Here is a 19,275-nt window from a genome sequence, read left to right as displayed (position 1 = left end):
CCCCGCCCCGACCAGCCGGTTTCGACAACCCCCGGAAGCGTGGCCGAGACTGGCCCCATGCCCCACACGCTCCGGGTCGGCACCCGTGCGAGCACGCTCGCCCTCACGCAGACGGGACACGTGGCGGACGCCCTGACCGCCCTCGGCGCCGGGGAGCACGAGCTGGTCCGGGTGCGCACCGACGGCGACCGGCTGACCGGCTCGCTGGCCAGCCTGGGCGGCACCGGCGTGTTCGTGACCGCCCTGCGCGACGCCCTGCTGGACGGCCGGTGCGACGTCGCCGTGCACTCGTTCAAGGACCTCCCGACCGCGCCCGCGGACGGCCTGGTGGTCGCCGCCGTGCCCGTGCGGGAGGACCCCTGCGACGCCCTGTGCGCCCGCGACGGCCGCACGCTGGCCGAGCTCCCCGAGGGCGCGTCGGTCGGCACCGGCTCGCCGCGCCGCGCCGCGCAGCTGCTCGCCGCCCGGCCCGACCTCACGGTGGTGGACATCCGCGGCAACGTCGACACCCGGCTGCGGCGGATCGAGGACGACCTGGACGCCGTCGTGCTGGCCCGCGCGGGCCTCGCGCGGCTGGGCCGGCTGGACGCCGTGACGGAGGCGCTGCCGTTCGCCGTCATGACCCCGGCCCCGGCCCAGGGCGCGCTGGCCGTCGAGGTCCGCGCCGAGGAGGCCGCGGGCGCCGCACCGCTGGCCCGGGCGCTCGCCGCGCTGGACCACCGCCCGACCCACCTCGCCGTGCTGGCCGAGCGGGCGCTGCTCAGCCGCCTCGAGGCCGGGTGCGCGGCCCCGGTGGGCGCGTACGCGCGGGTCGGCGGCGACGACGTGCTCACGCTGGACGCGGTCGTGCTCCGCCCGGACGGCACCGCCTCGCTGCGGCGCACCGCGTCGGCGACCCTGCCCGCCGCCCCGGCGGACGAGCCCGCGGCGACCGCCCTGGCCGCCGCCGCGCTCGGCACCCGGCTGGCCGAGGAGCTGCTGGACGCCGGCGCCGCCGCCCTCGCGGGACTCGCGGCGTGACGGGGCCGCTCGCCGGCCTGCGGGTGCTGGTCCCCCGCGAGACGCCCGGGCCCGACCCGCTGGTGATCGCCCTGCGCGCCGCCGGGGCGGAGCCGCTGGTGGTCCCGCTGATCCAGACCGTCCCGCCGCTGGACCCCACCGAGCTGGACGACGTCCTGCTCGCCCTCGAGGTCGGCTACTACGGCTGGGTGGCCGTCACCAGTGCCGCCGCCGTCCCCGTGCTCGTGGACCGCGCCGAGGAGACCGGGCACACGCTGGCCGGGTTGCTCGCGGGCGTCCGGGTCGCCGCGGTCGGCGGCACCACCGCGCGGGCGCTGCGCGAGGCCGGCGTGCGGGTGGACCTGGTGCCGGCGGGCCGGTCGTCCGCCGTGACGCTGCTCGCCGCCTGGCCGCCCGCCGGCGAGGAGCCGGACCGGGTGCTGCTGCCGCTGGGCGACCTCGCCGCCCCGACCCTGGCCGAGGGCCTGACCGCGCACGGCTGGCCGGTCGACGTCGTCGAGACCTACCGCACGGTGCCGGGCCCCGCCCCCGACGAGGACGTCCGCGCCGCGTGGGCCGCCGGGGAGGTCGGCGCCGTGCTGCTCACCTCCGGCAGCACCGCCCGGAACCTGCTGACCATGCTCGGCGCCCCGCCGCCGGGCACCCTGGTCTGCTGCATCGGCGAGTCGACCGCGGCCGAGGCGCGCCGCGCCGGGCTGGACGTCGCCGCCGTCGCCGAGGAGCAGACGCCCGGCGGCCTGGTCGCCGCCCTGGCATCCGCCGCCGGCACCCCTTCGACCCGCGACACCGACGGAGAGCACGCATGAGCCCCGACCCCACCGCCTCCGCCGCCGCGGCGGCCGCCCGGCCCGGCCGCGTCCGGCCCCGCCGCCTGCGCGCCACCCCGGCGCTGCGCCGCTCGGTGACCCAGACCCGGCTGCACCCGGCCGACCTGGTGCTGCCGATGTTCGTCAAGGAGGGCCTGACCGAGCCGCAGCCGATCGCCTCCATGCCGGGCGTCGTGCAGCACAGCCGGGACACCCTGCGCCGCGCCGCCGCCGAGGCCGCCGCCGCCGGGATCGGGGGCGTGAACCTGTTCGGCGTCCCGCTGGTCCGGGACGCGGTCGGCTCGGGCGCCACGGACCCCGACGGCATCCTCAACCAGGCGCTCGCGGACGTGCGGTCCGAGGTCGGCGACGCGCTCGTCATCCAGGCGGACCTCTGCCTCGACGAGTTCACCGACCACGGCCACTGCGGCGTGCTGACCGCCGACGGCACCGTGGACAACGACGCGACGCTGGTCCGGTACGCCGAGATGGCGCTGGTCCAGGCCGAGGCGGGCGCCCACATGGTCGCCCCCAGCGGCATGATGGACGGCCAGGTCGGCGTGGTCCGGGACGCGCTGGACGCCGCCGGCCGCGCCGACGTCGCCGTGCTGGCGTACGCCGCCAAGTACGCGAGCGCCCTGTACGGCCCGTTCCGGGACGCCGTCGAGTCCACCCTGGACGGCGACCGCCGGACCTACCAGATGGACCCGGGCAACCGCCGCGAGGCGCTGCGCGAGGTGGCGCTGGACATCGCCGAGGGCGCGGACGTCGTCATGGTGAAGCCCGCGGGTGCGTACCTGGACGTGCTGTCCGACGTCGCCGCCGCGAGCACCGTGCCGGTCGCGGCGTACCAGGTGTCCGGCGAGTACGCGATGATCGAGGCCGCGTCCGCGCAGGGCTGGCTGGACCGGCGGCGGGCGATCACCGAGTCCGTGCTGGCCATCAAGCGCGCGGGCGCCGACCAGGTGCTGACCTACTGGGCCGTGGAGCTGGCCTGCTGGCTGCGGGAGGAGTGGCGATGACCGTCTCGGAGGAGCTGTTCGACCGGGCCCGGGGGGTCATCCCCGGCGGGGTGAGCTCGCCGGTGCGCGCCTACGGCTCGGTCGGCGGCACGCCGCGGTTCCTCGCCTCCGCGCGCGGCGCCTACGTCACGGACGTGGACGGCCGGGAGTACGTGGACCTCGTCGGGTCCTGGGGGCCCGCGATCCTGGGGCACGCGCACCCGGAGGTCGTCGAGGCCGTGCGGGAGGCCGCCGGGCGCGGGCTGTCCTTCGGCGCCCCGACGCTGGCCGAGGTCGAGCTCGCCGGGGCCGTTCGGGCCCGCGTGCCGGTGATCGATCGGCTGCGTCTGGTGTCGACCGGCACCGAGGCGACGATGACCGCGATCCGGCTGGCCCGCGGCGTCACCGGGCGCGACAAGGTCGTGAAGTTCGCCGGCTGCTACCACGGGCACTCCGACGGCCTGCTGGCCGCCGCCGGCTCGGGCGTCGCGACGTTCGCGCTGCCGGGGTCGGCGGGCGTGCCCGCGACGATCGCCGCCGAGACGATCGTGCTGCCCTACAACGACCTCACCGCCGTCGAGGCCGCGTTCGCCGAGCACGGCGCGGACATCGCCGCCGTCATCACGGAGGCCGCGCCCGCGAACATGGGCGTCGTCCCGCCGGCGCCGGGCTTCAACGCCGGGCTGGCCCGGATCGCGCACGCGCACGGGGCCCTGCTCATCCAGGACGAGGTGCTGACCGGCTTCCGCGTCGGCCCGGCCGGCTGGTGGGGGCTGGAGGCCGCGCGCGAGGGCTGGAGCCCGGACCTGCTGACGTTCGGCAAGGTCGTCGGCGGCGGGATGCCGGTCGCGGCGCTCGGCGGGTCCGCCGCGGTGATGGACGCGCTCGCGCCCACCGGCCCGGTCTACCAGGCGGGCACGCTGTCCGGGAACCCGGTCGCGACCGCCGCCGGGCTCGCCACCCTGCGGCTCGCGGACGACGCGGTGTACGCCCGGGTGGACGCCGCGGCGGCGACGCTGCGGGAGGGCGTGGACGAGGCGCTCGCCGCGGCGGGCGTCCCGCACGCGGTGCAGCGGGCGAGCAACCTGTTCTCGACCGTGCTGGGCACGGACGCCGGTGCGCGGGACTACGCGCAGGTGCTCGCGTCCGAGTCGTGGCGCTACCCGGCGTTCTTCCACAGCCTGCTGCGCGACGGCGTGTACGCGCCCCCGTCGGCGTTCGAGGCGTGGTTCGTCTCGGCCGCGCACGACGAGCGGGCCCTGGCCCGCGTCCTGGACGCGCTCCCCGCGGCGGCCCGCGCGGCCGCGGAGGCGACGCCGCCCGCCGCCTGACCCCGCCACGTCCCGACCCACGTCCGCGGGGCGGGCAGCTGCCCGGTGGAGTTCGGCGCGCTGATCTGCACCGTGACCGGTTCGCAATCCTCCCGTAACACGCGGATGTCCTGTGACGCCCCACACTGTGCTAGTCCTATGTCCCACGTATCGGGCACAGGTGACCGACACGCGAGACAACCGGCGTCGCGGCGCCGGGCAGGGGCTTCACTCCAGGGAAGAGGTACACGCATGACTGCGGTTCCCCACGGCCGCCGACGCGGCTTCGCGGCCGGTGCCGGCCTGGTCGCCACCGCACTGGTCCTCGCCGCGTGCAGCGGCGGCTCCGGCGGCGACGACGAGACGGACGGCGGCGGCGAGAGCACCGGCGGCTCGCTGCTGATCGGCACGACCGACAAGATCACGACGATCGACCCGGCGGGCTCGTACGACAACGGTTCGTTCGCGGTGATGAACCAGGTCTACCCGTTCCTCATGAACACCCCGTTCGGCAGCCCGGACGTCGAGCCGGACATCGCCGAGTCGGCCGAGTTCACCTCGCCGACCGAGTACACGGTCACCCTCAAGGAGGGCCTGACCTTCGCGAACGGCAACGACCTCACCTCGTCCGACGTGAAGTTCACGTTCGACCGCCAGCTCGCGATCTTCGAGTCCGGCGCGGACGGCGGCAACGGCCCCGGCTCGCTGCTCTACAACCTGGAGAGCGTGGACGCCCCCGACGACACCACCGTCGTCTTCCACCTGAAGTCCGAGAACGACCAGGTGTTCCCGCAGATCCTGTCGAGCCCCGCGGGCCCGATCGTGGACGAGGACGTGTTCGCGGCCGACGCGCTCACCCCGGACGCGGACATCGTCGACGGCCAGGCGTTCGCCGGCCCGTACACGATCACGGACTACAGCCAGAACGACCTCGTCTCGTACGCCGCGAACCCGGACTACCAGGGCCTGCTCGGCGCGCCGAAGAACGACGAGGTCACGGTGACCTACTTCGCCGACGCCTCCAACCTGAAGCTGGACATCCAGCAGGGCAACATCGACGTCGCGTTCCGCAGCCTGTCCGCGACCGACATCGAGGACCTGCGCGGCGACGACAACGTGAAGGTCGTCGACGGCCCCGGCGGCGAGATCCGCTACATCACGTTCAACTTCAACACCCAGCCGTACGGCGCGACCACGCCGGAGGCCGACCCGGCCAAGGCGCTGGCCGTCCGCCAGGCGGTGGCCGACCTGATCGACCGCGAGGAGATCGCCGACCAGGTCTACAAGGGCACCTACACGCCGCTGTACTCGTTCGTGCCCGAGGGCCTGACGGGTGCCACCGAGTCGCTCAAGCCGCTGTACGGCGACGGCGACGGCGGCGCGGACGCCGACAAGGCCGCCGAGCGGCTGTCCGCCGCGGGCGTCGAGACCCCGGTCCAGCTGTCGCTGCAGTACAGCAACGACCACTACGGCCCGTCCTCCGGCGAGGAGTACGCGCTGATCAAGGACCAGCTCGAGGCCACCGGCCTCTTCCAGGTCGACCTGCAGACCACCGAGTGGGTGCAGTACGCCAAGGACCGCACGTCCGACGTCTACCCGGCCTACCAGCTCGGCTGGTTCCCGGACTACTCCGACGCGGACAACTACCTCACGCCGTTCTTCCTCACGGACAACTTCCTGGGCAACCACTACGACAACCAGGAGGTGAACGACCTGATCCTCCAGCAGGCCGTCACCCCCGACGCCGGCGAGCGCACCGCGCTCATCGAGCAGATCCAGGACGCGGTGGCGCAGGACCTCTCGACGGTCCCGTACCTCCAGGGCGCGCAGGTGGCCGTGGTCGGCACCGACGTGACCGGCGCCGAGGACACCCTCGACGCGTCCTTCAAGTTCCGCTACGGCGCGCTGGCCGTCGGCTGACGCACCGCCCCACCCGACGCCCGGTGCGGGTCGCTCCTCGCGAGCGACCCGCACCGGGCGTCACGGGCTTGTGAAGCGAGAGACATGACCTCCACCTCCCTCACCGGACCGCAGCAGCCCACCGGCCTGCCGTCCGGCACCGCACCCGGCGGGGACGCGACCACCGGCCGGCAGGGCCGCCGCGCCCGATCCGGCGGCGGGCTGGGCCGCTACCTGCTGGTCCGGTTCCTCCTCATCATCCCGACGGTCTTCATCCTGGTGACGGTCGTCTTCCTGCTCATGCGGACCACCGGCGACCCGATCACCGCCGCGCAGGGCGGCCGGCTCCCCGCCGACCAGCTCGCCGAGCGCATCCACGCCGCCGGCTACGACCGGCCGGTCCTCACCCAGTACGTGGAGTACCTCGGCCAGCTCGTGCGCGGGGACTTCGGCACCACCCTGAGCGACACCCGGCCGGTCACCGAGGTCATCCTCACGTTCGGGGCCGCGACGCTCGAGCTCGCGTTCTACGCGCTGATCGTCGCGTTCGTCGTCGGCATCCCGCTCGGCCTGGCGGCCGCCTACTTCCGCGACCGCGTCCCGGACGCGCTGCTGCGGGTGTTCGCGATCGTCTGCTACGCGACGCCGGTGTTCTTCGCGGGCCTCATGTTCAAGCTCGTGTTCTCCGTGCAGCTCGACTGGCTGCCGGTGTCGGGGCGGGCGTCCACCCGGTCGGAGATCGCGATGCGGCGGCTCGACGACCCGACGGGCATCTACCTGATCGACGCCATCCGCACCGGCAACCCGGACGTCGTCGTGGACGTCCTGCAGCACGCGATCCTGCCGGCGCTGACGCTCGGCCTGCTGACCGCGGGCGTGTTCCTGCGGCTGGTGCGCACCAACGTCATCGGCACGCTCGGCTCCGGCTACGTCGACGCGGCCCGGTCGCGCGGCGTGCGGGAGTCCCGGCTGCTGCGCAAGCACGCGTACCGGCCGGCGCTCATCCCGATCGTCACCGTCATCGGCATGCAGATCGCGATGCTCCTGGTGGGCGCCGTGCTCACGGAGACCACCTTCGAGTGGCGGGGCCTCGGCTTCCAGATCTCGGAGTACCTGCAGGCCCGCGACTTCGTGGCGGTGCAGGGCATCGTCGTCATGCTCGCGGTGATCGTGGCCGTGACGAACTTCCTGGTCGACATCATCGCCGCGCTGATCGACCCGAGGGTGAGGTACTGAGATGACCACCGCCACCCCCGTGGCCGCCGGGCGCACCCGCCGCACCTGGCGCAACCTGCCCGTCGTGCACCAGCTCCGGCAGAGCGTCGGGCTGCAGCGCGGCATGCTGATCACCGGCCTGGTCCTCGTCGGCCTGCTGGTCGTCACCGCGATCGTCGCGCCGTGGGTCGCGCCCTACGGGTTCGCGCAGCTGCGCGACGCGAACGGCCCGTTCGGCGCGCAGCAGCCGCCGTCCGCCGAGCACTGGCTCGGCACCACCGTCGGCGGGTACGACGTGCTGTCCCGGGTCATCTGGGGCACCCGGACCGCCGTGCTCGTCATCCTCATCGCCATCGCGGCGTCGCTGTTCCTCGGCGTGCTGCTCGGCCTGGTCTCCGGGTACTTCGGCGGCTGGCTCGACCGGGTTCTCGTCGTCATCGCCGACGCGATCTACGCGTTCCCCTCCCTGCTGCTCGCCATCGTGCTGGCGATCGCGATCAGCGGCGGGCAGGCGGACCTCATGGGCGGCGTGCTGGCCGCGGCGTTGTCGTTGATGGTCGTGTTCACACCCCAGTACCTGCGCGTCGTCCGGGCGGAGACGATCCGGATCAAGTCCGAGGCGTTCGTCGAGTCGGCGCGCGTGATCGGCGCGAGCAACGGCCGGATCATGTTCGTGCACGTGCTGCGCAACGCGACCCGGACGCTGCCGCTCATCATCACGCTGAACGCGTCCGAGGCGATCCTCACGCTCGCCGGCCTGGGCTTCCTCGGGTTCGGCATCGAGCCGACGCAGGGCGCCGAGTGGGGCTACGACCTCAACCGCGCCATCGCGGACGTCACCTCCGGCATCTGGTGGACGTCCGTGGCCCCGGGTGTCGCGATCGTGCTGTCGGTGCTCGGCATGACGCTGATGGGCGAGTCGCTGAACGACCTCGCCGACCCCCGCCTGCGCGCCCGCCGGGCCGCCGGCTCCGACGACGGCGAGGTCGCCGCGACCTCGGTCGTCCCGGGCGGCGTGCTCACGGCGCCCGGCGGGATCGCGGACCTCGAGACCCCGGAGGCAGGCCGATGACCGCCGCACCGCAGACCGACGCCGCCGCGCCGGTCGTCGAGATCACCGACCTGTCCGTCACGTTCGCGACCGACGCCGGCGACGTCCGCGCCGTCGCCGGGGTGTCGCTGTCCGTGCGCGCCGGCGAGGTGCTGGCCGTCGTCGGCGAGTCCGGCAGCGGCAAGTCGGTCACCGCGAAGACGATCCTCGGGCTGCTCCCGGAGACCGCCCGCACGCGGGGGGCCGTCGTCCTCACGTCGAAGGACGGCAGCACCCGGTCCGACGTCGTCGGGCTCGACAACGCCGCGCTGCGGCGGGTGCGCGGCCGGGACGCCGCCATGGTGTTCCAGGAGCCGTCGACCGCCCTGAACCCGGTCTACCCGGTCGGCTGGCAGATCATCGAGGGCCTGCGCGCCCACGGGAAGATCGGCAAGGCGGAGGCCCGGGCGAAGGCGGTCGAGATCCTGCGCAAGGTCGGCATCCCCGACCCCGAGCACCGGATCGACCACTACCCGCACCAGTTCTCCGGCGGGCAGAAGCAGCGCATCGTCATCGCCCAGGCCCTCGTGCTCGACCCGGGCGTCATCATCGCCGACGAGCCGACCACGGCCCTGGACGTGACGGTGCAGGCCGAGATCCTCGACCTCATCCGGCGCTGCCGGGACGAGTTCGGCGCCGCCGTGGTGCTCATCACGCACAACATGGGCGTCGTCGCGGACCTGGCCGACACGGTGGCCGTGATGTACCAGGGCGAGATCGTCGAGCAGGCCCCGGTCCGGCAGCTGTTCTCGGCGCCCGCGCACGAGTACACCCGGGCGCTGCTGGACGCCGTGCCGCGGATCGGCGGGGGTGGCGCGCACGCCCGCGCACGCGCGGCGGCCCGGCCGGAGGGCTGGGCGGCTGCCACGCCCGTCGTCGAGGCGCGCGACCTGGAGATCACCTACCCCGGCCGGCTGCGGCAGCCCGGGTTCCGGGCGGTCGACGGGGTGTCGCTGGCGATCCGCCCCGGCGAGGTGGTCGGCCTGGTCGGCGAGTCCGGCTCCGGCAAGACCACCATCGGCCGGGCGATCGCGGGCCTCACCCGCGTCACCGGCGGGTCGCTGCAGGTGCTCGGCCTGGAGATGAACGGGGTCAAGGAGCGGGCGCTGCGCCCGGTCCGTCCGCGGATCGGGTTCGTGTTCCAGGACCCGGCGACGTCGTTCAACCCGCTGCTCACCATCGCGGAGTGCGTGGCGGAGCCGCTGGTCGTGCACGGGCGGGCGTCCGACGCCCGGGCCGCGCGGGGGCGCGTGGACGAGCTGCTCGAGTCCGTGCAGCTCCCGCGGGCGTACGGCGACCGGTTCCCGCACGAGCTGTCCGGCGGCCAGCGGCAGCGCGCGTCCCTGGCCCGGGCGCTGGCCCTGGACCCGGAGCTGCTCATCGCCGACGAGCCGACCTCCGCCCTGGACGTGTCGGTGCAGGCGCGGGTGCTGGAGCTGTTCTCGGAGCTCCAGGAGAGCCTCGGGTTCGCGTGCCTGTTCATCAGCCACGACCTGGCCGTGGTCGACCTGCTGGCCGACCGGATCGCGGTGCTGCACCGCGGCCGGCTGGTCGAGGAGGGCACCGGGGAGCAGGTGCTCGGCAGCCCGCGCGAGGAGTACACGCGCAGGCTGCTCGCGAGCCTGCCGGTGCCCGACCCGGAGGAGCAGGCGGCCCGCCGGGAGGCGTGGCGCGCGCTGGCCTGATCCCCGGCCGTCGCGCGCGGCGAGGTGGCAGACGATGCGGGTCCCGGGCGTCCGGGGCCCGCATCGTCTGCGTTCCCGGCGGCTCGGAGGTCCCGGGGTGGAATACCCCTGGGGGGTATACGGTTGGGGTAGTGGCGGGGCGCGCGGTGCGTCCCTGCGACCGAGGGGAGCCGGGCGATGCACGGGTACACGAGCGACAAGGACGACTACCTCAAGCGCCTCAAGCGCATCGAGGGCCAGGTCCGCGGGATCGCCCGCATGGTCGACGAGGACGTGTACTGCATCGACGTGCTCACCCAGGTCGCGGCCGTCACGAAGGCGCTGCAGGCGGTGAGCATCGGGCTGGTCGAGGACCACCTGGGCCACTGCGTCGTGGACGCCGCCCGCCAGTCCCCCGAGGCCGGCGCCGAGAAGGTCCGCGAGGCCTCCGAGGCGATCGCCCGGCTCGTCCGCTCCTGACCCCCCGAAACCCCCGAGAGGAACCCCCCATGAGCCAGACCACCACGTTCTCCGTCGACGGCATGACCTGCGGCAACTGCGTCAAGCACGTCACCGAGGAGCTCACCGCCCTCCCCGGCGTGACCGACGTGCAGGTGCAGCTCGTCACCGGCGGGTCCTCGCCCGTGACGGTCACCTCGGACGCGCCGCTGTCCGACGAGTCGATCGCCGCCGCCGTGGACGAGGCCGGCTACGCGGTCACCCCGCGGGGGTCGCTGCTGTGACAGCCGACGACACCCCGCTCGACGTCCCCGTGGCCCCCGTCGGGACGATCGACCTCGCGGTCGAGGGCATGACTTGCGCGTCCTGCGTCGCCCGGGTCGAGAAGCGCCTCAACCGCGTGCCCGGCGCCCGGGCCACCGTCAACCTCGCGCTGGAGTCCGCGCACGTCGAGCTGGCGCCCGCGCCGGACGGCACCGTCCCCGACGGTGCCGCGCTGGTGGCGGCCGTCCAGGCGGCGGGCTACGACGCCACCGTGACGGCGCGGCGCGGCTCGGCCGCGGCACCGGCACCGGCCGAGGCGGCACGCCACGCGCACCCGGGGCACTCCGCGGAGCACCCCGGACGCACGCCCGATGCCCCCTCGACCGGGGAGCACCACGCCGGGATGGACCCCGTCGAGCACGCGCTGTCCGGGCACGCCATGGCTCCCGGGCACGAGATGGAGCCCGACGAGGACACCTCCGCCCCGACCGACGCGCGCGGCACCGACCTGCGCCGGCGGCTGCGGGTCGCCACCGTGCTGACCGTGCCGGTGCTGCTGCTCTCCATGGTGCCGGCGTGGCAGTTCCGCGGCTGGCAGTGGCTGGTGGCGGTCCTCGCGCTGCCCGTCGCCACGTGGGCGGCGTGGCCGTTCCACCGCGCCGCGGTCAGGGCCGCCCGGCACGGCGCCTCGACGATGGACACCCTGGTGTCGATCGGCATCGTCGCGGCGACCGGCTGGTCGCTGTGGGCGCTGCTGCTCGGCGGCGCGGGCGAGCTCGGCATGACGATGACGCCGACCCTGTGGCCGGCCGCCGACGCGGGCATGGGCTCGCACATGCCGGAGCTGTACTTCGAGGTCGCCGCGGTCGTCACGACGTTCCTGCTGGCCGGCCGGTACGCCGAGCACCGGTCCCGCCGCCGCGCCGGCGACGCCCTGCGCGCGCTGCTGGACCTCGGCGCCAAGGACGTGGCCCTGCTGGTCGCCGGCCCGGACGGCCGGCGCGCCGAGCAGCGCGTCCCGGTCGAGCGGCTGCGCGCGGGCGACGAGTTCGCCGTCCGCCCGGGCGAGAAGATCGCCACGGACGGCGTGGTCGTCTCCGGCACCAGCGCCGTCGACACCAGCCTGCTGACCGGCGAGCCCGTGCCCGTCGACGTCGGCCCCGGCGACGACGTGACCGGCGCGACCCTCAACACCGGCGGCCACCTGGTCGTCCGCGCGACGAAGGTCGGCGACGAGACCCGGCTGGCCCAGATCGGCCGGCTCGTGGCCGCCGCCCAGACCGGCAAGGCCCCCGTGCAGCGGCTGGCCGACCGGATCTCCGCGGTGTTCGTCCCCGTGGTGCTGGTGCTCGCGCTGGCGACGCTCGCCACGTGGCTGCTGACCGGCTCGTCCGTGCAGGCGGCGTTCACCGCGGCCGTCGCCGTGCTGATCATCGCCTGCCCCTGCGCCCTCGGCCTGGCCACCCCGACCGCCCTGCTGGTCGGGACGGGCCGCGGCGCGCAGCTCGGCGTCCTCATCAAGGGCCCGGAGACGCTCGAGCAGACCCGCACCGTCGACACGGTCGTGCTGGACAAGACCGGCACGGTCACCGAGGGCCGGATGGCGCTCGTCGACGTTCTGCCCGCCGCGGGCGAGGACCGCGAGGCGGTGCTGCGCCTGGCCGGCGCGGTCGAGGGGCTCGCGGAGCACCCGATCGCCCGTGCCGTGGCGGACGCCGCGGCGGCGGTCGCGCCCGCGCCCGGGACGGACGGCGTCGGTGGCGACGGGGTGGCGATCGGCTCGGACCAGGTGCACGACTTCCGCGCGGAGGCCGGGCACGGCGTCAGCGGCGTGGTCCGCACCGCGCACAGCGGCGTCGGGCTGTCCCGGCGCGTGCTGGTCGGCCGGCCGGCGTGGCTCGCCACCCAGGGCGTCACGCCCGCCGAGGACCTCGCGGAGCGGTTCGCCGCCGCCGAGGCCGACGGGGCGACCGCGGTCATGGTCGCGTGGGACGGCGCCGCCCGCGGCGTGCTCGTGCTGCGCGACCCGGTGAAGGCCACGTCCGCCGCGGCGGTCGCCGACCTGCGGGCGCTGGGCCTGCGTCCGGTCCTGCTGACCGGGGACAACGCCGGCGCGGCCCGCGCGGTCGCCCGGGAGGTCGGCATCGACGAGTCCGACGTCATCGCGCAGGTGCTGCCCGCCGACAAGGTCGACGTCGTGGCCCGGCTGCAGTCCGAGGGCCGCCGGGTCGCGATGGTCGGCGACGGCGTGAACGACGCGGCGGCGCTCGCCACCGCCGACCTGGGCCTGGCGATGGGCACCGGCACGGACGTCGCCATCGAGGCGGCCGACGTCACCCTGGTCCGGGGCGACCTGCGGTCCGCCGCGCAGGCGGTGCGGCTGTCCCGCAGGACCCTGCGGGTCATCAAGCAGAACCTGTTCTGGGCGTTCGCCTACAACGTCGCGGCGATCCCGCTCGCGGCGCTCGGCCTGCTGAACCCGATGATCGCCGGCGCGGCCATGGCGTTCTCCTCGGTGCTGGTCGTGACGAACTCCCTGCGGCTGCGCCGGTTCGCCTGAGCCGTCCGCCGGTCCGCCCGGCCACCCGCCGCCGTCCTGGGACCCCCATCCGGTCCCGGGGCGGCGGCGAGCCGCTACGGTGCACCATGACGACCGACCGGCCCACCGACGACCCGGCGTTCCCGATCGCCTTCGCGATCGCGTTCGCCCTCGCGTTCCCCGTCGCCTTCGTGACCGCGCACGCCGTGGTCCGGCGGCTGCGACGCACCTGACCGCCCGACCGCGAAGGAGAGCCCGCGTGCCCGCGTCCCGACCCGTCCTCGAGATCGCCGTGCAGGACCTCGCGGGCTACCGCGTCGCCGCCGACGCCGGCGCCGCGCGGACCGAGCTGTGCAGCGCGCTCGCGGCCACCGGCGGCCTCACGCCGAGCGCCGGCCTGCTCGCCGCCCTGGTCGCCGAGCGCGACGCCCGCGGCCCCGGCACCCCCGGCGTGCACCCGCTGATCCGCCCGCGGCCCGGCTCCTTCGTCTACGACGCCGACGAGCTCGACGTCCAGGTCCGCGACGTGCGCGCCGCGGTCGAGGCCGGCGTCGACGGCGTGGTCGTCGGCACGCTCACGGCGGACGGCCGCGTCGACACCGCCGCGCTCGCCGCGCTGGTGGTCGCCGCCGACGGCCGGGAGGTCACGTTCCACCGGGCGGTCGACTCGGTCGAGGACCCGTTCGCCGTCCTCGACGCCCTCGCCGCCGCCGGCGTCACCCGCGTGCTGTCCTCCGGCGGCGAGGCCCGCAGCATCGACGGCGTCCGACGGCTCGCCGCGATGGTCGAGCACACCGCCGGCGCCGTGCAGGTCATGGCGGGCGGAGGGGTGCGCCCCGTGGACATCGGCGCGCTCATCGCCGCCGGCGTGGACGCCGTGCACCTGTCCGCGAGCCGCCCGGTCGCCGGCGACGGCGGCCCCGGCGGGGGCGGCGCCTCCGGCCACACCGTGACGGACCCCGACGTCGTGGCGGAGGCCGCGGCGGCGCTGGCGCGGGGCTGACCGTGGCGATCATCCACCGGGCGACCCTGGTGCCGTCCAAGGCGGAGCTCGTCGCGGCCTGGCTGCCGGGTCGCCCGTGGTTCGACGGTCGCGCGGCGTCCGTGCGCCCCGTCGCGGCCTACCGCTTCGACGACCCCGCCGGGGAGGTCGGCATCGAGTCGCACCTGCTCGACGTCGACGGCCGCCTGGTGCACGTCCCGCTGACCTACCGCGGCGCGCCGCTGCCCGGCGCCGAGGAGTGGCTCGTCGGCACCATGGAGCACTCCGTCCTCGGCACCCGCTGGGTCTACGACGGCCCCGGCGACCCGGTCTACCGCGACGAGGTGACCCGGGTGGTCCGCGAGGCGGGCACGCAGGTGCGGATGTTCGTCGAGACACCCGAGGGGCCCGAGGAGCGGGAGCCGACGATGCGGGTGCGCGGCAGCGGCGGGGCGGCGCCGGGGGCGTCGGTGCCGGTCGTGGTGCGGTTCCCGGAGCCCGGGGCCGCCGCCGCGGGGGGCGCGACCCTCACCGGCACCTGGCCCGGCCAGGAGGAGCCGGTCGTCCTCGTCCACCTCGCGACCCCCGGGGCTTGACCCTCGCACCGTGCGAGGGTGTGGGCTGACGTCATGAGCGAGAAGTGGGACGCGAAGAAGGACCTGGACTCCTACCGCGCGCCCGGCGGCCGGTTCCGGGTCGTCGAGGTGCCCGAGCTGCGGTACCTCGCGGTCGACGGCCACGGCGACCCGAACACCGCCCCCGCGTTCGCCGAGGCGATCGCCGCGCTGCAACCCGTCTCGTGGACGCTGAAGCTCGCGAGCAAGGTGCGCGGCCGCGACTACGTCGTCCCGCCCCTCGAGGGCCTGTGGTGGGCCCGCGACGCGGCCGTGTTCACGACCGCGCGGGACACGTCGGCGTGGGACTGGACGCTGCTCATGCTGGTGCCGGAGTGGCTCGACGCGCCCGACGTCGACGCGGCCCTCGCGCAGGTCCGGGACCGGAACGCCCCGGCGCGCCTCGACGACGTCCGGCTGGAGACCCTGGCCGAGGGGCTGGCCGTGCAGACGCTGCACGTCGGGTCGTTCGACGACGAGGCGGAGACGATCGCCCGGATGCACGACGAGTTCCTGCCCGCGCACGGGCTGCGGCCGACGGGGCGGCACCACGAGATCTACCTGAGCGACTTCCGGCGGGTGGCGCCGGATCGGCGGCGGACGATCGTGCGGCAGCCGGTGGCTCGCGTCGCCGGGTAGGCCGGGCTACCGGAACCGGCGCCCCTCGTCCCGCCGGTACGCCAGCACCGCGAGGGCCGCGAACACCGCCGTCCACCCGAGCAGCACCGGCAGGGCCCACGCCGACCCCTCGATCCCGGTCGTGACCTGCACCGCGAGGTCCCGCGCCGCCCGCGACGGCAGCGCCTGGGAGATCGCGTCGAGCCAGGGCGGGAAGATCTCCGGCGGCATGAACAGTCCGCCGGCGAACGCGAGCGGGAACAGCACCACCTGCACGACCGCGATCGCCGCCTTGGCGGGCAGCGCGTAGCCGATGGCCAGGCCGAGCAGCGTGAACGGCACCGCGATGACGGGCACCATCGCCAGGCCGCCGAGCGCGCGGGCCGGCGAGGTGGACGCCGCGGTCAGGACGATCGCGATGAGGATCACCGGCACCTGCGCGAGCAGGCAGAACATCACCGCGTTCGCGATCCGCCCGGCCAGCCGCGGGCCCGCGCCGGCGGGCAGCGTCCGCACGTACGGGTCGAACGCGAGCTGCCGGTCCTCCGCGACGCCCGCGCCGAGCGTGAACAGGCAGGACGACATGACGGCGAAGGTCCCGAGCTGCGCGACGGCCGCGAGGGAGGCGAGCGGGTCCTCGGCCAGGGCGCGCTGCGGGACGACGAAGAACAGCAGCGCGAGCGCCGGGAACACGAGGTTCCCGATCAGGGCGATCGGCACACGCACGGTCTCGCGCACCTGGAACCGGGTGTGCAGCCAGGCGAGGCGCCACCAGGAGCGGGTCGCGGTCGGGGCGGCGGCGGTCATCGGGGGTCCTCCGGGGTGGCGGCGGTGAGCGCGAGGAAGGCCTCCTCGAGGGAGGCGCCGCGGACCTCCAGGTCGCGGAACGGCACGTCGGCGTGCACCAGCGCGCGCACGACGGAGTCGGCGTCGGCGGCGAGCAGCACGGACCGCCGGCCCTCGCGGCGGGTGTCCAGGACGCCGGGCAGGGCGGCGAGGCGGGGCTCGTCCTCGGCCGGCACCTCGAGCAGCACGCGCCGGGCCGCGGCCATCGACAGGACGGTCGGCAGGTCGTCGTCCACCAGCACCCGGCCCGCGCCGATGACGACCACCCGGCGGGCGAGCGCCTCGATCTCCTCGAGGTAGTGGCTCGTCACCACGACGGTCGCCCCGTCGGCCTGGTAGTCGCGCAGCGCCTGCCACAGGATGTGCCGGGCCTCGACGTCGAGCCCGGTCGTCGGCTCGTCCAGCAGCACCAGGCGCGGCCGGCCGACCAGGGACAGCGCGACCGCGAGCCGGCGGCGCTGGCCGCCCGACAGGCCGCCGGTCTGCCGCCGCGCGAGGTCCGTGAGGCCGAACCGCTCGAGCACCTCCTCGCGCGGCATCGGCGCCGTGTAGTGCCCGGCGACCAGGTCGACGACCTCGCCGACGCGCAGCGTCTCGGGCAGGCCGGTCTCCTGCGGGGTGGTGCCCAGGGTGGTCCGGGCCGCGGGGTCGCGGGGGTCGGCGCCGAAGAGGCGGACGGTGCCCGCGTCCGGGCGGCGCAGGCCGCTCACCAGGGCGAGCAGCGTCGACTTGCCCGCGCCGTTCGGGCCCAGGAGGCCGACCATCTCGCCGGCGCCGATCCGCAGGGACACGTCGTCGAGGGCGGTGACGGAGCCGTAGCGACGGGTGACGTGGTCGAGCTCGACGAGCGGGGTGGCGGCGGTCGCGGCGGCGGCGCTCATCGGGCACCGCCCAGCAGCGCCGTGAGCGCGGCCGTGTACCGCTCGAACGCGGCCCGTCCGGTCGCCGACAGCTCGACGTAGGTCGCAGGCGTGCGGCCCTCGAAGGTCTTGTGCACGGTCACGTACTCGGCCTCTTCCAGCTTGCGCAGGTGGGTGGACAGGTTGCCCGCGGTCATGTCGAGCAGCTGCTGCAGCCGCGGGAAGGTCAGGCGGTCCCCCGGCGCGAGCGCCGCGAGCGTGGCGACGACGCGCAGCCGCGACTGCGCGTGGATGACGGGGTCGAGGTCGGCGTCGGTCATCCGCGGCGGCGCCCCTGCGCCTGCGCGACCAGCGCACCGACGGCCATCCCCCCGCCGCCAGCGAGCGCCATCACCGCGTACGTGCCGGGCAGCCCGGCGACGGTGGCGGCGCCGGCGACGAGCGCCATCCACACCCCGATCACGAACTGCGCCCGGTCCTGCCAGAGCGCGCCGCCCGCCATGTAGAGGGTGCCGACGATCAGCGCGGACACGCCGTTGGCGAGCACCGTGACCGTCTCGGGCGGCAGACCGGCCGACGCCACCCCGCCGATCAGCACCTGCGCGGCGGCGAACGCCACGAACCAGGACCAGCCGTAGTACTGGCCGGTCCGGCGGCTGACCCCGCCCATGCCGGACATCCGGCGCAGGGCGTGCACGATCGTCGTGACGACGCCGCCGACGATGAGCGCGCCGAACACGCCCCACGCCCACCCCGGGTTGCTGCCGGCCGTGCCGTCCCAGGTCGCCCAGAGCACGCTGTAGCCGATCCCCCAGGCGACGGCCCAGACGGCGAACAGCAGGCGGTCGTCGGTGTAGGCCTGCGCGCGGACGCGGGAGCGCTGGGCGTCGATGATCGCGCGCGCGGCGGCGGGGTCGAGCGGCGCGTCGGCGGCGTCGGGCGCGCCGGCGGCCTCGGGGATGGAGCGCGGCATCGATCCTCCAGGAACCGCTCGGGGCGAACTGCTTTGCGCTGCAAAGTACTCGCTGCGCACGTTCGGCGGCAAGGCCGCCCGGGACGCCGCCGTCCCGGCAGCCGCGAGGTCGAGGGTCTCGGCCGGCACGCCGCCGCGACACGCCGAGCGGAGGCGCGAACCCTCGACCTCGGCGAGGTCGGCACGCGGCGTCGGGGGGGCGGCCGGGGTTCAGCCCGCGTCCAGGGCCCGTCCAGCCGCCCGGCCTACGCTGGCCGCGTGACCTCCGCCGCGTCCGAGCCGGGCCTCCCGGCCGCCGAGCCCGCCGCCGTCGCCGCCGGCGTGCGGCCCGCGGGCACCCCGCCGGTGTCGGACCGCGCGTGGCGCCGCCGGCTGACCGCCGAGGTGTGGATCGTCCTCGGGCTGTCGCTCGGGAAGTCCGGCGTGTACGCGCTGGTGAACATCGTGGCCCGGCTGACGGAAGGCACCCCGCTCGCGCAGCAGTCGACGACCCTCAACGCGAGCCGGTCCCCGCGCCCGTACCTCGACCTGACCTACCAGCTCCTGCAGATCGGGTTCGCCCTGGTCCCGGTCGCGCTGGCGCTGTACCTGCTGTCCGCGAACGGCCGCAGCGCGGTGCGCCGGATCGGCCTGGACGGCACCCGCCCGGGCCGGGACCTCGGCGTCGGCGTGGGGCTGGCGGCGCTGATCGGGCTGCCGGGCCTCGCGCTGTACGCGGTCGGCCGGGCGGTCGGCATCACGGTCGAGGTGCAGGCGTCCGCGCTGAACGCGGCGTGGTGGACGGTGCCGGTGCTGGTGCTGGCCGCGCTGCAGAACGCGCTGCTGGAGGAGGTGGTCGTCGTCGGGTACCTCATGGAGCGGCTGCGCGAGCTGCGCTGGCGCACCCCGGCGATCCTCGCCACCAGCGCGCTGGTCCGCGGGTCCTACCACCTGTACCAGGGCATCGGGCCGTTCGTCGGGAACGTCGTCATGGGCCTGGTGTTCGCGGAGTACTACCGCCGGCGACGGCGCACGATGCCGCTGGTGGTCGCGCACACGGTGCTCGACGTGGTGGCGTTCGTCGGGTACGCGCTGATCCCGGCGGAGTGGCGCGAGGCGCTGGGGATCCGCTGACC

Annotated in this window: 20 protein-coding genes; 16 read left to right on the top strand and 4 right to left on the bottom strand. The window is 75.5% G+C overall.

All coding sequences use genetic code 11. The annotated features are described in order from the left end of the window. Positions 1–57 precede the first annotated feature (57 nt). From hemC to HNR08_RS08830, 15 genes are all read left to right on the top strand, one after another. Positions 58–1,020 (top strand): hydroxymethylbilane synthase, encoded by a 963-nt coding sequence (hemC, locus tag HNR08_RS08895; RefSeq protein ID WP_146834369.1) that lies wholly within the window; start codon positions 58–60, stop codon positions 1,018–1,020. Then, positions 1,017–1,826, top strand: coding sequence for a uroporphyrinogen-III synthase (locus HNR08_RS08890; protein WP_146834372.1), 810 nt, complete (start codon positions 1,017–1,019; stop codon positions 1,824–1,826). Before hemC ends, HNR08_RS08890 begins: the two co-directional genes overlap by 4 nt. Beyond that, positions 1,823–2,848 carry a porphobilinogen synthase gene (hemB, locus tag HNR08_RS08885; RefSeq protein WP_146834375.1) on the top strand — a complete coding sequence of 342 codons (1,026 nt, stop codon included), beginning with the start codon at positions 1,823–1,825 and terminating at the stop codon, positions 2,846–2,848. Before HNR08_RS08890 ends, hemB begins: the two co-directional genes overlap by 4 nt. Further along, positions 2,845–4,158, top strand: a complete 1,314-nt coding sequence (hemL, locus tag HNR08_RS08880; protein WP_146834378.1) for a glutamate-1-semialdehyde 2,1-aminomutase — start codon at positions 2,845–2,847, stop codon at positions 4,156–4,158. Before hemB ends, hemL begins: the two co-directional genes overlap by 4 nt. Before the next feature lie 231 nt (positions 4,159–4,389). Beyond that, the gene (locus HNR08_RS08875; RefSeq protein ID WP_146834381.1) at positions 4,390–6,057 is read left to right on the top strand and encodes an ABC transporter substrate-binding protein; all 1,668 of its coding nucleotides are present in this window, start codon (positions 4,390–4,392) and stop codon (positions 6,055–6,057) included. A gap of 84 nt (positions 6,058–6,141) precedes the next feature. Beyond that, on the top strand, positions 6,142–7,272 hold the full coding sequence (locus HNR08_RS08870) for an ABC transporter permease (protein WP_146834384.1): 1,131 nt from the start codon (positions 6,142–6,144) through the stop codon (positions 7,270–7,272). Position 7,273: 1 nt separating this feature from the next. After that, positions 7,274–8,323 carry an ABC transporter permease gene (locus tag HNR08_RS08865; RefSeq protein ID WP_146834387.1) on the top strand — a complete coding sequence of 350 codons (1,050 nt, stop codon included), beginning with the start codon at positions 7,274–7,276 and terminating at the stop codon, positions 8,321–8,323. Continuing rightward, positions 8,320–10,026, top strand: a complete 1,707-nt coding sequence (locus HNR08_RS08860) for a dipeptide ABC transporter ATP-binding protein (protein ID WP_146834390.1) — start codon at positions 8,320–8,322, stop codon at positions 10,024–10,026. The genes HNR08_RS08865 and HNR08_RS08860 overlap by 4 nt, the downstream gene beginning before the upstream one ends. A 177-nt stretch (positions 10,027–10,203) precedes the next feature. Then, the gene (locus tag HNR08_RS08855; RefSeq protein ID WP_122150577.1) at positions 10,204–10,485 is read left to right on the top strand and encodes a metal-sensitive transcriptional regulator; all 282 of its coding nucleotides are present in this window, start codon (positions 10,204–10,206) and stop codon (positions 10,483–10,485) included. Between the two features lie 29 nt (positions 10,486–10,514). Further along, positions 10,515–10,748, top strand: coding sequence for a heavy-metal-associated domain-containing protein (locus HNR08_RS08850; RefSeq protein WP_146834393.1), 234 nt, complete (start codon positions 10,515–10,517; stop codon positions 10,746–10,748). 68 nt (positions 10,749–10,816) lie between these two features. Next, on the top strand, positions 10,817–13,288 hold the full coding sequence (locus HNR08_RS08845) for a heavy metal translocating P-type ATPase (protein ID WP_146834599.1): 2,472 nt from the start codon (positions 10,817–10,819) through the stop codon (positions 13,286–13,288). Between the two features lie 86 nt (positions 13,289–13,374). Next, entirely contained in the window at positions 13,375–13,500 is a 126-nt protein-coding gene (locus HNR08_RS22305; RefSeq protein ID WP_276509348.1) for a hypothetical protein, read from the top strand. A 26-nt stretch (positions 13,501–13,526) separates the two neighbouring features. Beyond that, positions 13,527–14,270 (top strand): copper homeostasis protein CutC, encoded by a 744-nt coding sequence (locus tag HNR08_RS08840; RefSeq protein ID WP_222595998.1) that lies wholly within the window; start codon positions 13,527–13,529, stop codon positions 14,268–14,270. Positions 14,271–14,272: 2 nt separating this feature from the next. Then, positions 14,273–14,845 carry a CG0192-related protein gene (locus HNR08_RS08835; RefSeq protein ID WP_146834396.1) on the top strand — a complete coding sequence of 191 codons (573 nt, stop codon included), beginning with the start codon at positions 14,273–14,275 and terminating at the stop codon, positions 14,843–14,845. A 33-nt stretch (positions 14,846–14,878) separates the two neighbouring features. Further along, entirely contained in the window at positions 14,879–15,502 is a 624-nt protein-coding gene (locus HNR08_RS08830) for a GyrI-like domain-containing protein (protein ID WP_146834399.1), read from the top strand. A gap of 6 nt (positions 15,503–15,508) precedes the next feature. On the opposite strand, the gene HNR08_RS08825 is transcribed toward HNR08_RS08830, so the two are convergent. Genes HNR08_RS08825 through HNR08_RS08810 form a run of 4 tightly spaced genes read right to left on the bottom strand, consistent with a single transcriptional unit; the run spans position 15,509 to position 18,160 of the window. Then, positions 15,509–16,288, bottom strand: coding sequence for an ABC transporter permease (locus HNR08_RS08825; RefSeq protein WP_146834402.1), 780 nt, complete (start codon positions 16,286–16,288; stop codon positions 15,509–15,511). Then, positions 16,285–17,208, bottom strand: a complete 924-nt coding sequence (locus HNR08_RS08820) for an ABC transporter ATP-binding protein (RefSeq protein WP_146834405.1) — start codon at positions 17,206–17,208, stop codon at positions 16,285–16,287. The genes HNR08_RS08825 and HNR08_RS08820 overlap by 4 nt, the downstream gene beginning before the upstream one ends. Further along, complete coding sequence (locus HNR08_RS08815; protein ID WP_146834408.1) at positions 17,205–17,507, bottom strand: transcriptional regulator; 303 nt, start codon at positions 17,505–17,507, stop codon at positions 17,205–17,207. Before HNR08_RS08815 ends, HNR08_RS08820 begins: the two co-directional genes overlap by 4 nt. Continuing rightward, positions 17,504–18,160, bottom strand: a complete 657-nt coding sequence (locus tag HNR08_RS08810; RefSeq protein ID WP_146834411.1) for a hypothetical protein — start codon at positions 18,158–18,160, stop codon at positions 17,504–17,506. The genes HNR08_RS08815 and HNR08_RS08810 overlap by 4 nt, the downstream gene beginning before the upstream one ends. 321 nt (positions 18,161–18,481) lie before the next feature. Here HNR08_RS08810 and HNR08_RS08805 point away from each other — a divergent pair, with 321 nt between their 5' ends. Next, complete coding sequence (locus tag HNR08_RS08805; RefSeq protein WP_222596000.1) at positions 18,482–19,273, top strand: CPBP family intramembrane glutamic endopeptidase; 792 nt, start codon at positions 18,482–18,484, stop codon at positions 19,271–19,273. Positions 19,274–19,275 lie beyond the last annotated feature (2 nt).

It is taken from the genome of Cellulomonas hominis (assembly GCF_014201095.1).
Lineage (GTDB): Bacteria > Actinomycetota > Actinomycetes > Actinomycetales > Cellulomonadaceae > Cellulomonas > Cellulomonas hominis.
The sequence above is the reverse complement of the archived record's forward strand: the minus strand, read 5'-3'. Positions and strand labels throughout refer to the sequence as shown.

Bases quoted from the DNA above. Each gene is read 5' to 3' on its own strand.
- hemC (WP_146834369.1), top strand. From the start codon at position 58: ATGCCCCACACGCTCCGGGTCGGCACCCGTGCGAGCACGCTCGCCCTC.
- hemB (WP_146834375.1), top strand. From the start codon at position 1,823: ATGAGCCCCGACCCCACCGCCTCCGCCGCCGCGGCGGCCGCCCGGCCC.
- hemL (WP_146834378.1), top strand. From the start codon at position 2,845: ATGACCGTCTCGGAGGAGCTGTTCGACCGGGCCCGGGGGGTCATCCCC.
- HNR08_RS08875 (WP_146834381.1), top strand. From the start codon at position 4,390: ATGACTGCGGTTCCCCACGGCCGCCGACGCGGCTTCGCGGCCGGTGCC.
- HNR08_RS08870 (WP_146834384.1), top strand. From the start codon at position 6,142: ATGACCTCCACCTCCCTCACCGGACCGCAGCAGCCCACCGGCCTGCCG.
- HNR08_RS08865 (WP_146834387.1), top strand. From the start codon at position 7,274: ATGACCACCGCCACCCCCGTGGCCGCCGGGCGCACCCGCCGCACCTGG.
- HNR08_RS08860 (WP_146834390.1), top strand. From the start codon at position 8,320: ATGACCGCCGCACCGCAGACCGACGCCGCCGCGCCGGTCGTCGAGATC.
- HNR08_RS08855 (WP_122150577.1), top strand. From the start codon at position 10,204: ATGCACGGGTACACGAGCGACAAGGACGACTACCTCAAGCGCCTCAAG.
- HNR08_RS08850 (WP_146834393.1), top strand. From the start codon at position 10,515: ATGAGCCAGACCACCACGTTCTCCGTCGACGGCATGACCTGCGGCAAC.
- HNR08_RS08845 (WP_146834599.1), top strand. From the start codon at position 10,817: ATGACTTGCGCGTCCTGCGTCGCCCGGGTCGAGAAGCGCCTCAACCGC.
- HNR08_RS22305 (WP_276509348.1), top strand. From the start codon at position 13,375: ATGACGACCGACCGGCCCACCGACGACCCGGCGTTCCCGATCGCCTTC.
- HNR08_RS08830 (WP_146834399.1), top strand. From the start codon at position 14,879: ATGAGCGAGAAGTGGGACGCGAAGAAGGACCTGGACTCCTACCGCGCG.
- HNR08_RS08825 (WP_146834402.1), bottom strand. From the start codon at position 16,288: ATGACCGCCGCCGCCCCGACCGCGACCCGCTCCTGGTGGCGCCTCGCC.
- HNR08_RS08820 (WP_146834405.1), bottom strand. From the start codon at position 17,208: ATGAGCGCCGCCGCCGCGACCGCCGCCACCCCGCTCGTCGAGCTCGAC.
- HNR08_RS08815 (WP_146834408.1), bottom strand. From the start codon at position 17,507: ATGACCGACGCCGACCTCGACCCCGTCATCCACGCGCAGTCGCGGCTG.
- HNR08_RS08810 (WP_146834411.1), bottom strand. From the start codon at position 18,160: ATGCCGCGCTCCATCCCCGAGGCCGCCGGCGCGCCCGACGCCGCCGAC.